Genomic DNA, 15,179 nt, shown 5'->3' with positions numbered 1-15,179 from the left:
CCGGGAGAACGGGGGTCGCAGGGTGATCGACGCGTACGAGGATCCGGGCACGCCCGACACGCGCGGCGGGTGGTCCTACCTGTGGTGGCTGGTGGCCCGCCAGCGGGGCCGTTCGCTCGCCGGGGCGCTGCTGGCCAGTGTCTGGCTGACGCTGATGGCCGCAACGCCGTACCTGATGGCCCGGGCCGTGGACGACGGCCTGGTGCCGGGCCGCATGGCGGTGCTGGCCGGGTGGACGGCGGCGATCTTCGCCCTCGGTGCGGTCAACGCCTGGATCAGCATCATGCGCCACCGCACGATGACCCGGGTGCGGATGGACGCCTACTTCCGCACGATCAAGGTGCTCGTCGGGCAGACGGTACGGCTCGGCGCCGAGCTGTCGCGCCGGTCCGATGCCGGGGAGGTCGTGACGATCGGCGTCGGCGACGTGCACACCATCGCCCAGGCGCTGACCGTCGTCGGCCCCGGAGTGGGCGCGGTCGTGGTGTACGCGGTGGTGGCCGGTCTCCTGCTGACGATCTCGCCCCTGCTGACCGGCGTGGTACTGCTCGGAGTGCCGGTGGTGGCCCTCGTCGCGGGCCCGCTGGCCCGGCGGCTGCAGGGCAGGGAGACCGAGTACCGGGAACGCCAGAGCGTCCTGACGGCCCGCATCGGCGACCTCGCGGGCGGCCTGCGCGTCCTCAACGGCCTGGGCGGCAAGGGCCTGTTCGCGGACGCCTTCCGCCGCGACTCCCAGCACCTGCGCGCCCAGGGCTACCGGGTGGGCGCGGTCGCCAGCTGGGTCCAGGCGCTCGGCATGGGCCTGCCGACGGTGTTCCTGGCGGTGGTGACCTGGATCGCCGCCCGGATGGCCGCGCGCGGCGACATCACGGTGGGCCAGCTGGTGTCGGTGTACGGCTATGTCGCGGTCCTGGTGGGCCCGGTGGCGTTCTTCCTCGACATGGGCTACCAGCTGAGCCGCGGGGTGGTGGCCGCCCGCAGGGTCGTACGCCTCCTGCGCCACGAGCCGCAACCGGACGAGGGCACCCGCCGGCCCCCGGCCGACCCGGCCGTCCTGCACGACCCCGACTCGGGCGTACGAGTCCGCCCCGGCCGCCTGACGGCCCTGGTGAGCGCCGGCCCGGCGGAGGCGGGAGCGGTGGTGGACCGCCTGGGCCGCTACACCCGCTCGGACGTGACCTGGGGAGGAGTACGACTGGACGCCGTCCCGCTCCCGGAGGTCCGCGCCCGCATCCTGGTGGCCGACAACGATGCCGACCTGTTCGCCGGCACCTTGCGCGATGCGATCGGTGCGGGACTGTATGAAAAGGGCGCCCACAACGCGCCCCAAAGGGGCGCGGGGAACTGCGCGATCAGCCACAGCGGCGCCGCACCCGCCGACGCACCCCAAGCCTCACCCCCTGGCGCGCACCTCACCCGAGCCCTCCACGCCGCCGCGGCCGACGACATCGTCCGCGCCCTCCCCCACGGCCTCGACTCCGAACTCACCGCCCAGGCCCGCAACCTCTCCGGCGGCCAACGCCAACGCATCCGCCTCGTCAGGGCGTTGCTCACCGATCCCGAGGTCCTCCTCGCCGTGGAACCCACCTCCGCCCTCGACGCCCACACCGAGGCCCTCGTGGCGGAGCGCCTCCGCACCGCCCGCCACGGCCGCACCACCCTCCTCACCACCACCTCCCCGCTGCTGCTGGCCCACGCCGACGAGGTGGTCTTCCTGGTCGACGGCAAGGTCGCCGCGACCGGCACGCACGAGGGACTGCTGGACCACGCACCCGGCTACCGGGCCCTCGTGGCCCGGGACACGGAGGACGAGGAGTTCGCAAGGTGACGACCAGTCAACTTCCCGTCGCGGGACGCGCCGACGTACGCCGGGCCACCCTCCGCCTGGTGCGGGCGGACCGCGGGCCCTTCGCCGCCGCGCTGCTGCTGAACGCGGCGGCGGCCGGCGCCGGCCTCGCCGGCCCCTGGCTGGTGGGCCGGATCGTGGACGAGGTACGGGCCGGCCGCGGGGTCGGCGCCGTGGACCACCTCGCCCGGTGGATCCTGCTCTGCTCCCTAGCCCAGCTGCTGCTCGCCCGCTCCGCCCGCTACCTCGGCCACCGCTTCGGCGAGCGGACGCTGGCCCGCGTCCGCGAGGAGTTCGTGGACCGGGCGCTCGCGCTGCCCGCGTCGGTGGTGGAGCGGGCCGGCACCGGCGACCTCACCGCACGCGGCACGGGCGACGTGAGCACCGTCGGCACCACCCTGCGGGACGCCGGTCCCGAGCTGCTGGTCGCCACGGTGCAGGCGGCGTTCGTGATGGGCGCCGTGTTCGTCCTGGACCCGGTGCTGGCCGGGTTCGGGGTGCTCGGGCTGACCCCGGTCTGGTTCGCGCTGCGCTGGTACCTGCGTCGGGCCCGGGACGGCTACCTCGCCGAGGGCGCGGCCACCTCCGGGGTCGCGGAGATCGTCACGGCGACGGTGTCGGGCGCCCGCACGGTGGAGGCGTTCCGGCTCCAGGAGCAGCGGATCACGGCGAGCCGGGACGCGCTGGAGACCAACCGGAAGGCCCGGTTCTACACCCTGTGGCTGCGGACCGTGTTCTTTCCGGCCGTCGAGGTGTCGTACACGGTGCCGGTGGCCGGGGTGCTGCTGGTCGGCGGGCTGCTGCACACGGGCGTCGGCGTGACGGTGTCGGCCGCGCTGTATCTGCGGCAGTTCACGGAACCGCTGGACCAGATCCTGATGCGGGTGGAGCAACTCCAGTCCAGCAGCGCCTCGTTCGCCCGGGTGGAGGGGCTGGCGCGGGCTCCGCGGGCGGCGGCGGACGGCGCGGCGCCGACTCCGGCGGACGACCGGATCGACGTGCGCGGGGTGCGGTACGCCTACGAGCGCGGCGGTGAGGTGCTGCGTGGGGTGGACCTCACGGTGCGGCCCGGGGAGCGGCTCGCGGTGGTGGGGCCGTCCGGTGCCGGGAAGACGACGCTGAGCCGGCTGCTGGCCGGCGTCGAGGCGCCCGGGTCGGGCTCGGTGACCGTGGGCGGGGTGCCGATCGCCGGGCTGGAACCGGAGCGGCTCCGGCGCCAGGTCGTCCTGGTCACCCAGGAGCACCACGTCTTCCTCGGCACGGTCCGGGACAACCTGCTGATCGCCGAACCGGCCGCGAGCGACGCGGACCTGTGGACGGCGCTGACCGCCGTCGGCGCCGACGACTGGGTGCGCGGCCTGCCCGACGGCCTCGACACCCTGCTCGGCGCGGGCGGCACGGGCGGCACGACCGCCGGCGGCTCCCGGGCCCAGCAACTCGCGCTGGCCCGGGTGGTGCTGGCCGACCCGCACACGCTGATCCTGGACGAGGCGACCGCGCTGCTGGACCCGGCGACCGCCCGGCACACCGAGCGCGCCCTGGCAGCCGTGCTCGAGGGCCGTACGGTCATCGCCATCGCCCACCGGCTGCACACCGCGCACGACGCCGACCGGGTGGCCGTGATGGAGGACGGCCTCCTCACCGAACTGGGCACGCACGAGGAGCTGGTGGCGGCGGGCGGGGCGTACGCGGCCCTGTGGGCGACCTGGCACGGCGACAAGGCGCCCTGAACCGCCGTAGCGGCCATGGCGGCTGTAGCGGCTGCGGCCCTTGACATCCCCCCCAACCATCCGCATACCGAACATGAACATCCGGACAACGGACGATTTCCGGCCAAGTTTCTGACGCGGTCCTGACAGTTTGCGTTTTCTGGTGCCACTCTTCCCACGGCCGACTCACAGCAACCCCACAGCTTCACCCCACCGTCGCTGTCGGCCCGGCACTGCACGCGCACATGGTTCCGCGTTCCGCCCAGTTCTGCCCGGCCGGCCCACCCGCCGTCCGGATCTCCCCTGGCCGTGCGACCCGCGGCCACGCAGAAGGAGTCAGTGTTGAGAAGCAGTTCCTCTCGCAGACGCACCCCCCACAGCACGTACCGCCGCACCGCTGCCGTCGCCCTCGCCGGGGTCGGCGCCCTGATCGCCGCCGCCGTCCAGTCGGGCGCCGCCAGCGCCGCCCCGGCCGCCCCGCAGCTCGGCAGGGCCAACCCGGCCCACGCGGCCGTCAAGCTCTCGCCCTCGCAGCGCGCCGAACTGCTCCGCGACGCGAGCACCGAACGGGCCGCCACCGCCAGGGCGATAGGCCTCGGCACCCAGGAGAAGCTGGTCGTCAAGGACGTCGTCAAGGACGCCGACGGCACCGTGCACACCCGCTACGAGCGCACCTACGCGGGCCTGCCCGTGCTCGGCGGCGACCTGATCGTCGACACCGCGAAGTCGGGTGCCACCGATCGCGTCATCAAGGCGAACAACGCCACGCTCAAGGTCGCCGACCTCTCCCCGGCCAAGAGCGCGGCGAGCGCCGAGAAGACCGCCCTCGCCGCCGCGAAGACGCTGGGCTCCACCAAGTCGGCCGCCGACGGCGCCCGCAAGGTGATCTGGGCCGGCTCCGGCACCCCCGTCCTCGCCTACGAGACGATCGTCGGCGGCTTCCAGGACGACGGCACCCCCAACCAGCTGCACGTCATCACCGACGCCGCCAGCGGCAAGAAGCTCTTCCAGTACCAGGGCATCGAGAACGTCACCGGCACCGGCAACACCCAGTACAGCGGGACCGTGTCGCTGTCGACGACCCAGTCGGGCTCGACGTACACCCTGACCGACGGCGACCGCGGCGGCCACAAGACGTACAACCTGAACCACGGCACCTCGGGCACCGGCACGCTGTTCTCGCAGTCGAGCAACACCTGGGGCAACGGCACCACGTCGAACGCCGCCACCGCGGGCGCCGACGCGCACTACGGGGCCGCAGAGACCTGGGACTTCTACAAGAACACCTTCGGGCGCAGCGGCATCAAGAACAACGGCGTCGGCGCCTACTCCCGCGTCCACTACGGCAACTCGTACGTGAACGCGTTCTGGGACGACGGCTGCTTCTGCATGACGTACGGCGACGGCTCCGGCAACGCGGACCCGCTGACCGCCCTCGACGTGGCCGGCCACGAGATGAGCCACGGCGTCACGTCGAACACGGCCGGTCTCAACTACAGCGGCGAGTCCGGCGGCCTGAACGAGGCCACCTCCGACATCTTCGGCACCGGCGTCGAGTTCTACGCCAACAACTCCTCCGACGTCGGCGACTACCTCATCGGCGAGAAGATCGACATCAACGGCGACGGCACGCCGCTGCGCTACATGGACAAGCCCAGCAAGGACGGCGGCTCGGCCGACTACTGGTCCTCGTCCGTCGGCGGCCTCGACGTGCACTACTCGTCGGGCGTGGCGAACCACTTCTTCTACCTGCTGAGCGAGGGCAGCGGCGCCAAGGTCATCAACGGCGTCAGCTACAACTCGCCCACGAAGGACGGCCTCCCGGTCACCGGCATCGGCCGGGACAAGGCACTGCAGATCTGGTACCGGGCGCTCACCACCAAGTTCACCTCGACCACCAACTACGCTGCCGCCCGCACCGGCACCCTCGCGGCGGCGGGTGAGCTGTACGGCACCACCAGCACCGAGTACAAGGCGGTGCAGGACGCCTGGGCGGCCGTGGCGGTCGGCTCGCGGTCCGGCGGTGGCGGCGGTACGGGCACGTCGTACGAGAGCACCACGCCTGTGTCGATTCCGGACAACGGGCCCGCGGTCACCTCGTCGATCACGGTCTCCGGCCGGACCGGAAACGCGCCGAGCACCTTGCAGGTAACGCCGAATATCAGCCACACGTGGCGCGGTGACCTGGTGATCGACCTCGTCGGTCCGTCCGGTACGTCGTACCGGCTGAAGAACTTCAGCTCCTCCGACTCGGCGGACGACGTGACGGACACCTACACGGTGAACGCCTCGTCGGAATCGGCCAATGGCACCTGGAAGTTGAAGGTCCAGGACCAGGCCGCGCAGGACGTCGGCACGATCAACGGGTGGAAGCTGACCTTCCCGTAACCGCAGGTAATAACCGCGCGCACCGGGCGCCGTCCGCGGGGGACCTCCCCTCGGGCGGCGCCCGTTTTACATGGCCGCAATGTTCACCCAACACCTGCTTTTCGGCCAACATCACTTCAGGGTCCTGACATGTACGCGACCTTGATGTCACTCTTCCTTCACCCGTCGCACAGCACAGCAACTTCACATCACCAAAGCCGGGCCGGTAACCCCACTCCGCCCGGACTCCCCACATCCTGAAGGAGCTTGAGTGAGCCCCCTCTACGCGCGTCACAAGCGCACCACGCTCGCCATCGCCACCGCTGTCGCCGCCGGCGCCCTCCTCACCACTGGTATGACCGCGAACGCCTCGGCCGCCGCCAAGCAGCCGCTGGCCGCCGCCCCCACGCTGCTCTCCAACGCCGCCCGCACCGCCCTGATCCAGAAGGCGGACGCGCACGTCGCCGAGACGGCCAAGCAGATAGGCCTCGGCACCAAGGAGAAGCTGGTCGTCAAGGACGTCGTGAAGGACGTCGACGGCACGGTCCACACGCGCTACGAGCGCACCTACGCGGGCCTGCCCGTCCTCGGCGGCGACATCGTCGTGCACACCTCCAAGGCCGGCAAGACCGAGGGCGTCACCAAGGCGACCAAGGCGACCATCAAGGTGGCCTCCCTGAAGCCGCAGCTCACCGCGGCCAAGGCCGAGAAGACGGCCCTCGCCGCCGCGAAGACGCTGGGCTCCACCAAGTCGGCCGCCGACGGCGCCCGCAAGGTGATCTGGGCCGGCTCCGGCACCCCCGTCCTCGCCTACGAGACGATCGTCGGCGGCTTCCAGGACGACGGCACCCCGAACCAGCTCCACGTCATCACCGACGCGGCCACGGGCAAGAAGCTCTTCGAGTACCAGGGCATCGAGAACGCCACCGGCACCGGCAAGACCCTGTACTCCGGCACGGTCAGCCTCACCACCACGCTGTCGGGCTCGACGTACTCGCTGACCGACGCCTCCCGCGGCGGCCACAAGACCTACAACCTGAAGCACACCACCAGCTCCGGCACCGGCACCCTGTTCACCAACACCACCAACACGTGGGGCACCGGTACCGCCTCCAGCTCCACCACCGACGTGACCGCGGCCGCCGACGCCGCCTACGGTGCGCAGGAGACCTGGGACTTCTACAAGGACACCTTCGGCCGGAGCGGCATCAAGAACGACGGTGTCGGCGCCTACTCCCGCGTCCACTACGGCAGCTCGTACGTCAACGCGTTCTGGGACGACAGCTGCTTCTGCATGACCTACGGCGACGGTGACAGCAACACCCACCCGCTGACCTCGCTGGACGTGGCCGGCCACGAGATGAGCCACGGCGTCACCGCCAACACCGCCGGCCTCAACTACAGCGGCGAGTCCGGCGGCCTGAACGAGGCCACCTCCGACATCTTCGGCACCGGCGTCGAGTTCTACGCCAACAACTCCTCCGACGTCGGCGACTACCTCATCGGCGAGAAGATCGACATCAACGGCGACGGCTCCCCGCTGCGCTACATGGACAAGCCCAGCAAGGACGGCGGCTCGGCCGACTACTGGTCCTCGTCGGTGAAGAACCTGGACGTGCACTACTCGTCCGGTGTCGCGAACCACTTCTTCTACCTGCTGTCCGAGGGCAGCGGCGCGAAGACGATCAACGGAGTGTCCTACAACTCCCCGACCTACAGCGGCTCCACGGTCACCGGCATCGGCCGGGCCAAGGCCCTCCAGATCTGGTACAAGGCCCTGACCACGTACTTCACCTCGACCACCAACTACAAGTCGGCCCGCACCGGCACGCTGTCCGCGGCGGCCGCGCTGTACGGCTCCGGCTCCACCGAGTACAACGCGGTGGCGGCGGCCTGGACGGCGGTCAACGTCAGCTGACCCCGCACCGAGCGTCACGGGCGGGCCCCCGGGGAGCAGGCGTCCCGGGGGCCCGCCCTACGCTCTCTCCCATGTCCTTCACGTACGAGGCGGTCGGCGCCACCCGCGACAACCTCGCCGCCTGCCCACCGGGCTTCCACCCCCTGCACGTGCGCACGCGCATAGGCGAGGGCCAGGAAGTCTTCCACCGGGCCGCCGAGGCGGTCCTCACCTGGGAACTCCACCGCGCCCTCGGCGTGGGCATCGACGCCACCGCCGACCGCGCGGCCCCCGGCGTCGACGTCACCGTCACCCTGGCCGGCCTGATCAAGGCCCCCTGCCGGATCGTCTGGACGGCCGAGGAGTCCCGCCGCGCCGGCTGGGCCTACGGCACCCTCGCCGGCCACCCCGAAAGCGGCGAGGAGGCCTTCGTGGTCGACCGCACCGGCGACGGCACGGTCTGGCTCACGGTCGCGGCTTTCAGCAGACCCGCCAAGTGGTACGCCCGCGCGGGCGGCGCCGCGGCCCGGGGGCTGCAGCACGCGTACGCGCGCAGGTGCGGGGCGGTACTGCGGCGGCTCTGCGCGGATGCGGAGCCGGAGTTCTGACGGTCAGACAGTCATGGCCCGGGCATGCTGGTCCCGCAGTACCGCCCATGCCCGTTCCTGATCCGGGCCGGGCATGGCGGGCGCCGGCTGTCCTGCGCGGTCGATGAGGACGAGCGCGGTCGCGATGAAGCCGAGGGACAGGGAGCGCAGGATTCCCTCACGAGTGCCGCTGAACCGGCCGACGGCCGCGGCACAGAGCACGCCGAAGTCCGCGAAGTCGATGAGGCAGACTCCGTCGACGGGGTCACCGATGCCTGATGCGAGGCCGAAAACCTGGGAGAAGACCTCGGCAGTCCCCACGAATGTCTGGGCGACCTCGGCGTTCGGGCACCAGATGTCGCGCCCGGGCATATCGGCCGCGTGAAACCGGAATCGCACGTGCCGGCTCACTCTGAGTCCATGCTGTGGGTTTCCCGCCGGTAGGGCTGCGTCATCAGGGCCAGCCGCCGTGGCGGCCAGATGTCGTCCCGTTCGTCGAGGCTGAGCTCGCCGTTCCGGCGAAGCAGCCAGATCACCTCGTACTGGAAGTGCAGAACCGCGTCGCCGTCGATGTTCTCCAGCAGAGGGGCCACCAGGCGGATCATGTCGTCCTGCTGGTCCGGGACGTCGGCGTCCTTGGCCATCCGAAATCCCACACCGACTGTCGGAACGAATCCGAGTCCGGCGACGACGGGGTGCCACGGGTGTGGCGTCCGTTGCGGGAGGACGCTGACGGTGGTCCCCAGTCGGCTCAGCGCGAACGTCCCCCGCGCCATGAGCGTTTCGGGCGCGACCGACGTGTCGAACACGCCACTCTCCCTGCCCGCTTCGGAGAGCCGGGCAGCGACCTCGGCGGCGGACGATCCCGTCGCGATGTCGAGATCGTACTCGATTGCCATGGAGATACTTTCTCTTGATTTCTACGGATAGAGAGGAACGACGTTTCCGGCGCGGTCGATCACCAGCACCTCTTTGAGGCCTGACTTGGGCCAGTCGTGGAACTGCTTTCGGAGTGCCCCGAGATCGGCGTTGCTGTCTCCGAGGTTCAGAACGACGCGCTCTGTCTGCCCCTTGTCCACCTTCTTCTCCACAGCGGACCAGATGGAGCGGGGACTGCTGGACGTCGGGGCGTAATTGTCGAAGATTTCGCCTTCGATCCGGAAATCGGGCTTGGTGCCGTTCGGCATCGTACCCGGGGACTGTTCGACGTCGTATCCCTGCTTTGCCAGCGTCTCGGCAGAGTGCACCTCCCGGCCCTTGGCCCGGATCGTCTCCGCGTCGTCATTCTTGCTCAGGGATTCCGGCTTCCCGCGCGGCTGCGCGGCAGGGTCCGGCTGCCCCGACGGCTTGGTCCGGCCCGCCTCCGCCGCCGGATCCCAGTCACCGCCTCCGCCGCCGGTACCGTCGGACGTCATGTCGACCCGGTCGGGCCCGGTCGCGTCGTTGACGATGTTGGCCAGTCCGGCACCCGCCATGGACACCCCCACGGCGATCTGGGCGGCGGCCGCGACATTGATCGGGATACCGAGGGCGGCGCCGATGCCGGTGGCGTCCAGCAGCACGCCTCCGGCCTCCTCCCCGAGGCCGCCCGCCACCAGAGCGAGTCCGCCGAGAACGGAGAGTGTGGAGCCGGCGTCGTGCAGCATCGCGTTGCCGAGGGAGGCGAGATCAGACACCAGGACCTCACCTGCGTCCTTGAGGAAGTCCCCCACGTCGGACGCGATGGAGTCGACCGCGTTGCCGAACCTGTCCCACCCGGAGTCGTGCATGCCGTCATGGGTGATGGCGCGGTGAATGACCTTCGCGGCCTGGTTCGCCGCGTCGTCGCGGACATCCTTGGCGTGCCGGAGGGCCGACTTGGCGCTCGACAGGTCGCCGGCCGCCTGGTCCCGCGCCTTGTTCAGCCGGACACGCCGGGGATCGTCGTCGGCCGTGTCCTTCGGCAGACCCTGGATGCTCCGGACCGCCGACTCGTGATCGGCGTGAGCGGCCTGTGCGGCCTTCAGCGCCTTGTCGGCCAGCTGTTGTGCGTGTTCGAGAGCGCTGGCCCAGTCGGCGGTACTGCCGTCGACGATCCGGGTCCCCATGGCGCTCGCGGCCTTGTCATAGCGGTGGTAGGCCTTCCGCAACGGGTCAAGGGTGTCCCGCGCGGTGTCCCGGAAGGCGTCTGCCGCCTTGGACTTCCAGGACTCGACACCGCACAGCGCCTCCACGTCACCCGCTTCGCGCCAGATGTCGTCGGCGACCTCACGCAACGACTGGCCGAGCAGGGCCACCGCGTCCGGATCGCCGGGTACCGGGTCGCCGTCCTCGTCAAGGACGCTCCACTCGCCGACAGGCGGGCGCCTCACTTCAGCCTGCGATCGTGCCTGGCCCGGTCGTCCTGCTCACGCAGTGCCTGAGCGAGGTCGGCATCGACGGCGTCGTACCCCTTCGCCGCCTCCGCCGTGATGACGCCGAGCTTCCTGATCTTCTCCGCGAGGTCCTTGCGGTGGATCTTCCAGTTGTCGGCGAACTCGTCGAAGGCACCGACTATGCGCCGGTCTCCGAGTTCCGCCGCGGACAGGTCCTCGGCCGGATTGGTGCGGCTGGTGAAGTTGTCGTAGATCCGCTGCAGCGCTCGCGAGCACTCGCGTATGCGCCTGGTGTCCGCTCTCAGATCGCTCATCGAAGCTCCGCCCCCGTACGTCACTTCGCGTACATGTCCACTCGCAACCGTAGTGACGGTGCGCATGGGGCAGGCATGGCAGATGCCACCGACGAGCAATCCGATCGCCAAGGGCAGGCAAAACCCACCCTTGGCGTGTCGGGTTCCACGCGGTCAGCGCATCAGCACCCCGGCCCCCGTCACCGCCCCCTCCGCGGGCACCACCACCAGCCCCAGCTCCGCGCCCGACGCCAGCAGGCGGTGGGTGGGGAGGATGCGGACCGTGTAGCCGTAGGGGCCCGTGCGGTCCAGGGAGAGGGGGCCCTCGTAGGTCCAGTGGCCCTCCAGGTCGGGGCCGGTGGTCGGTTTCAGCGGCACCGTGGTCGCGTCGGTGATGCGGTCCTCCGGGTCGACCCGGCCGGAGACGGCCTGGACCTCCACGTCGTCGGGGACGAGGTCGCCGAGGCGGACCCGGACGCGTACGGCGAGGGTGGTGCCGAGTTCGGCGGTGGCCGTGGCGGTGGCCGTCTCGACGTGGTCCACCGAGACGCCGTGCCAGGCCGCCCGCACCCTGCCCTTCCAGGCGGAGAGTTCGCGGGCCGTGTCCGGGGTCATGGACCGGTGGGCGTGCGCCGCCGGGGTGTAGAGGCGCTCCACGTACTCCCGGACCATGCGGCCCGCCAGCACCTTGGGACCGAGGAGGGTGAGGGTCTGGCGGACCATCTCGATCCAGCGGTCCGGCAGACCGCTGCGGCCGCGCTCGTAGAAGCGCGGGGTCACCCGCTGCTCCAGCAGGTCGTACAGCGCGGCGGCCTCGATGTCGTCCCGGCGGTCGGGATCGGTTCCGGCGCCGTCCGCCGTCGGGATCGCCCAGCCGAAGTCCGGCTGGAACCATTCGTCCCACCAGCCGTCCAGGACGGACAGGTTGAGGCCGCCGTTGAGCGCCGCCTTCATCCCGCTCGTCCCGCACGCCTCCAGAGGGCGCAGCGGGTTGTTCAGCCAGATGTCGCAGCCGGGCAGGAGCTTCTGCGCCATCGCCATGCCGTAGTCGGGCAGGAAGACGACGCGGTGGCGGACCCGCGGGTCGTCGGTGAAGCGGACCAGTTCCTGCACCAGCCGCTTGCCGCCGTCGTCGGCCGGGTGCGCCTTGCCCGCCACCACGATCTGGATCGGCCGCTCGGGATGGGTCAGGAGATCCATCAGGCGGTCGCGGTCGCGCAGCATGAGCGTGAGACGTTTGTACGAGGGGACGCGCCGGGCGAACCCGATGGTGAGCACGTCGGGGTCGAGGACGCCGTCGATCCACCCCAGCTCGGCGGTACCGGCGCCGCGTTGCCGCCAGGACGCGCGCAGCCGCTCCCGCACCTCCAGCACCAGCTGCTCGCGCAGGCTGCGGCGCAGCTCCCAGATCTCCTGGTCGGCGATCTCGGCGACGGCGTCCCAGCGTTCCGGACCGCCGACCGTCAGCGCCTCCTCGGTGCGGCGGTCACCGAGCTGCCGGGCGCCCAGCCGGACCACCTCCGGGGCCACCCAGGTCGGGGCGTGCACCCCGTTCGTCACCGAGGTGATCGGCACCTCGTCGGCGTCGAAGCCCGGCCACAGCCCGGAGAACATCTCCCGGCTGACGTTGCCGTGCAGCAGCGAGACCCCGTTGGCGCGCTGGGCGAGCCGCAGCCCCATCACGGCCATGTTGAACAGGTTGGGCTCACCGCCGGGGTAGGTCTCCATGCCGAGCCGCAGGATGTGCTCGACGCCGATCCCGGGGAGTTCGGCGTCGGCGCCGAAGTGGTGGGCGACCAGCTCACGGTCGAAGCGGTCGATGCCGGCCGGGACGGGCGTGTGGGTGGTGAAGACCGTGCCGGCCCGCACCGCCTCCAGCGCCGCGTCGAAGTCCAGCCCCTCGGCGACCAGTTCGGCGATCCGCTCCAGGCCGAGGAAGCCGGCGTGGCCCTCGTTGGTGTGGAAGACCTCCGGCTCGGGGTAGCCGGTGAGCCGGCAGTACGTCCGTACGGCCCGCACACCCCCTATCCCGAGCAGCATCTCCTGGAGCAGCCGGTGCTCGCTGCCGCCGCCGTAGAGCCGGTCGGTGACCCCGCGTTCGCCGACGTCGTTCTCCTCGACGTCCGAGTCCAGCATCAGCAGCGGCACCCTGCCGACCTGGGCCAGCCAGATGCGGGCCCGCAGCAGTCTGCCGCCGGGCAGCGCGAGGGAGACGTGCGCCGGGGCGCCGTCGGCCTCCTTCAGCAGGGCCACGGGGAGTTCGTTGGGGTCGAGGACGGGATAGTGCTCCTGCTGCCAGCCGTCCCGGGACAGGGTCTGCCGGAAGTAGCCGTGCCGGTACAGCAGGCCGACGCCGATCAGCGGCACGCCGAGGTCGCTGGCCGACTTGAGGTGGTCGCCGGCCAGGATGCCGAGGCCGCCGGAGTACTGGGGCAGGGCGGCCGTGATGCCGAACTCGGGTGAGAAGTAGGCGACGGCGGCCGGGAGTTCGGCGGCCTCGGAGCGGGACTGGTACCAGCGGTCGCCGGTCACGTAGTCGCCCAGGTCGTCGGCGACCGCGGTCAGCCGGCGCAGGAAGCGCCGGTCGCCCGCCAGCTCGGCGAGCCGTGCCGGGGGCACACTGCCGAGCAGCCGCACCGGGTCGCCCTCCGAGGCGGCCCAGCGCTCGGGATCGACGGCCTGGAAGAGGTCCCGGGTCTCGGCATGCCAGGACCAGCGCAGGTTGCGGGCCAGGTCGCTGAGGGGGCGGAGGGGTTCGGGGAGAACGGGACGGACGGTGAACCGACGGATCGCCTTCACATTCCACCTCGTGCGTTTCGCGTTCGCGGTGAGAGCCGTACGGCGGTGTGCGGCTCGGCGTCTGTCCGACAGTACCGGTGTCGGGGTACCGCTGGGGGCTGCCGTCCCCAGACCCCCGCTTCTGCCTGAACGGCCTCGTCCTCGAACGCCGGACGGGCCGGAGGCGGTGCGGACCGGGCCGCGCCGGACGCAATCAAGCCATACTTGCGGCAGTGTGCCGAACGGCCAGGGCGTCGCGGCAAGCGCTGCACGGGCCGGACGGCTCGCCATGCCCCTCGCCGTCGGCCTGTTCACCCCGGTCACCGACGCCCTGATTGCGGGGGCGGCGAGCGGGAAGGTGTCGGATGCGGGGCGCGGGGCGCCGAACAGGCTCCTGCGGGTACCGGAGTCGTGAAGCGGTTTCCGGTATCCGAACACGCCAGCGGTCCCGTTCGCCGCGAACGGGACCGGTCTTGTGCGTAGACATACGGCTGAGTAGTTAACAAAGTGCCGGATTGCCCACCCGAATAGGGTGGGAAGGCTCCTCCGGTACACCCCACAGACACAGCACTGACACCAGGCAGCGGTACAACACCAGGTACACCCCCGCAGGACCCACCTCCCCACCACCCATCCGCCCACACCCTCGTTGCCGCGGACAGGAGCGGTCATGCCCGCCACGCACCAACCGTCAGCACCTCCGAACCGGCGCACGTCACCCGGCGCGCCACCCAGCGCGGACGAGGCCACCGCCGTCGGCCGCATACCCGTCCTCGACGTCCGCCCGCTGATCCAGCAGGGGCGCCGGCCCGCCAAAGCGGTCACCGGGGAGTCGTTCGAGGTCACCGCCACCGTCTTCCGCGAGGGCCATGACGCCGTCGCCGCCAACGTCGTACTGAAGGACCCGAAGGGCCGCCCGGGGCCCTGGACGCCGATGCGGGAGCTGGTCCCCGGGACGGACCGCTGGGGCGCCGAGGTCACCGTCGACGGGAAACCGGGCCGCTGGACCTACCAGGTCGAGGCATGGGGAGATCCGGTCGCCACCTGGCGCCACCACGCACAGATCAAGATCCCGGCGGGCATGGACACCGATCTGGTCCTGGAGGAGGGCGCCCGGCTCTACGAACGGGCCGCCGCCGGGGTCCCGAAGGCAAAAAAACGGGAAATCCTGCTGACCGCGGCCGCCGCCCTCCGCGACGAGGAACGGCCCGCCCCCTGGCGCCTGGCCGCCGCCCTCATGCCCGAGGTCGACAAGGTCCTGGCGCGGTATCCGCTGCGGGAGCTGGTGACCGTCTCCGAGGAGCTGCCGCTGCTCGTGGAGCGTGAACGGGCGCTGTACGGCTCCTGG

Annotated in this window: 11 protein-coding genes; 6 read left to right on the top strand and 5 right to left on the bottom strand. The window is 71.2% G+C overall.

What is annotated here, in order from left to right; translation table 11 throughout:
- Positions 1-22: 22 nt before the first annotated feature.
- From ACFY6U_RS21620 to ACFY6U_RS21600, 5 genes are all read left to right on the top strand, one after another.
- On the top strand, positions 23-1,828 hold the full coding sequence (locus ACFY6U_RS21620; protein ID WP_390040495.1) for an ABC transporter transmembrane domain-containing protein: 1,806 nt from the start codon (positions 23-25) through the stop codon (positions 1,826-1,828).
- Positions 1,825-3,576 (top strand): ABC transporter ATP-binding protein, encoded by a 1,752-nt coding sequence (locus tag ACFY6U_RS21615; protein WP_390040493.1) that lies wholly within the window; start codon positions 1,825-1,827, stop codon positions 3,574-3,576. Before ACFY6U_RS21620 ends, ACFY6U_RS21615 begins: the two co-directional genes overlap by 4 nt.
- Positions 3,577-3,897: 321 nt before the next feature.
- Positions 3,898-5,943 carry a M4 family metallopeptidase gene (locus tag ACFY6U_RS21610; RefSeq protein WP_390040491.1) on the top strand — a complete coding sequence of 682 codons (2,046 nt, stop codon included), beginning with the start codon at positions 3,898-3,900 and terminating at the stop codon, positions 5,941-5,943.
- Between the two features lie 250 nt (positions 5,944-6,193).
- Positions 6,194-7,840 (top strand): M4 family metallopeptidase, encoded by a 1,647-nt coding sequence (locus ACFY6U_RS21605; RefSeq protein WP_390040489.1) that lies wholly within the window; start codon positions 6,194-6,196, stop codon positions 7,838-7,840.
- Positions 7,841-7,911: 71 nt separating this feature from the next.
- Positions 7,912-8,427 (top strand): DUF1990 family protein, encoded by a 516-nt coding sequence (locus ACFY6U_RS21600; protein ID WP_390040487.1) that lies wholly within the window; start codon positions 7,912-7,914, stop codon positions 8,425-8,427.
- Positions 8,428-8,430: 3 nt separating this feature from the next.
- Here the strand turns inward: ACFY6U_RS21600 and ACFY6U_RS21595 are convergent, their stop codons facing one another.
- From ACFY6U_RS21595 to ACFY6U_RS21575, 5 genes are all read right to left on the bottom strand, one after another.
- Entirely contained in the window at positions 8,431-8,778 is a 348-nt protein-coding gene (locus tag ACFY6U_RS21595) for a DUF6086 family protein (RefSeq protein WP_390040485.1), read from the bottom strand.
- Positions 8,779-8,813: 35 nt separating this feature from the next.
- On the bottom strand, positions 8,814-9,305 hold the full coding sequence (locus ACFY6U_RS21590; RefSeq protein ID WP_390040483.1) for a SitI3 family protein: 492 nt from the start codon (positions 9,303-9,305) through the stop codon (positions 8,814-8,816).
- Between the two features lie 21 nt (positions 9,306-9,326).
- Positions 9,327-10,757, bottom strand: a complete 1,431-nt coding sequence (locus tag ACFY6U_RS21585) for a putative T7SS-secreted protein (protein ID WP_390040481.1) — start codon at positions 10,755-10,757, stop codon at positions 9,327-9,329.
- Positions 10,754-11,074 carry a hypothetical protein gene (locus tag ACFY6U_RS21580; RefSeq protein ID WP_390040479.1) on the bottom strand — a complete coding sequence of 107 codons (321 nt, stop codon included), beginning with the start codon at positions 11,072-11,074 and terminating at the stop codon, positions 10,754-10,756. The genes ACFY6U_RS21585 and ACFY6U_RS21580 overlap by 4 nt, the downstream gene beginning before the upstream one ends.
- 153 nt (positions 11,075-11,227) lie before the next feature.
- On the bottom strand, positions 11,228-13,852 hold the full coding sequence (locus ACFY6U_RS21575; protein ID WP_390040477.1) for a glycosyltransferase family 1 protein: 2,625 nt from the start codon (positions 13,850-13,852) through the stop codon (positions 11,228-11,230).
- Between the two features lie 649 nt (positions 13,853-14,501).
- Between ACFY6U_RS21575 and ACFY6U_RS21570 the strand changes: the two genes are divergently transcribed.
- Positions 14,502-15,179 (top strand): maltotransferase domain-containing protein (locus ACFY6U_RS21570; RefSeq protein WP_390040475.1); only part of this gene is annotated, 678 nt, incomplete at its 3' end.

Origin of the sequence: Streptomyces sp. NPDC013157, from assembly GCF_042899865.1 — a bacterium.
Classification (GTDB): Bacteria; Actinomycetota; Actinomycetes; order Streptomycetales; family Streptomycetaceae; genus Streptomyces.
Note: the sequence above shows the minus strand (reverse complement) of the source record. Positions and strands in the feature narration are given on the sequence as shown.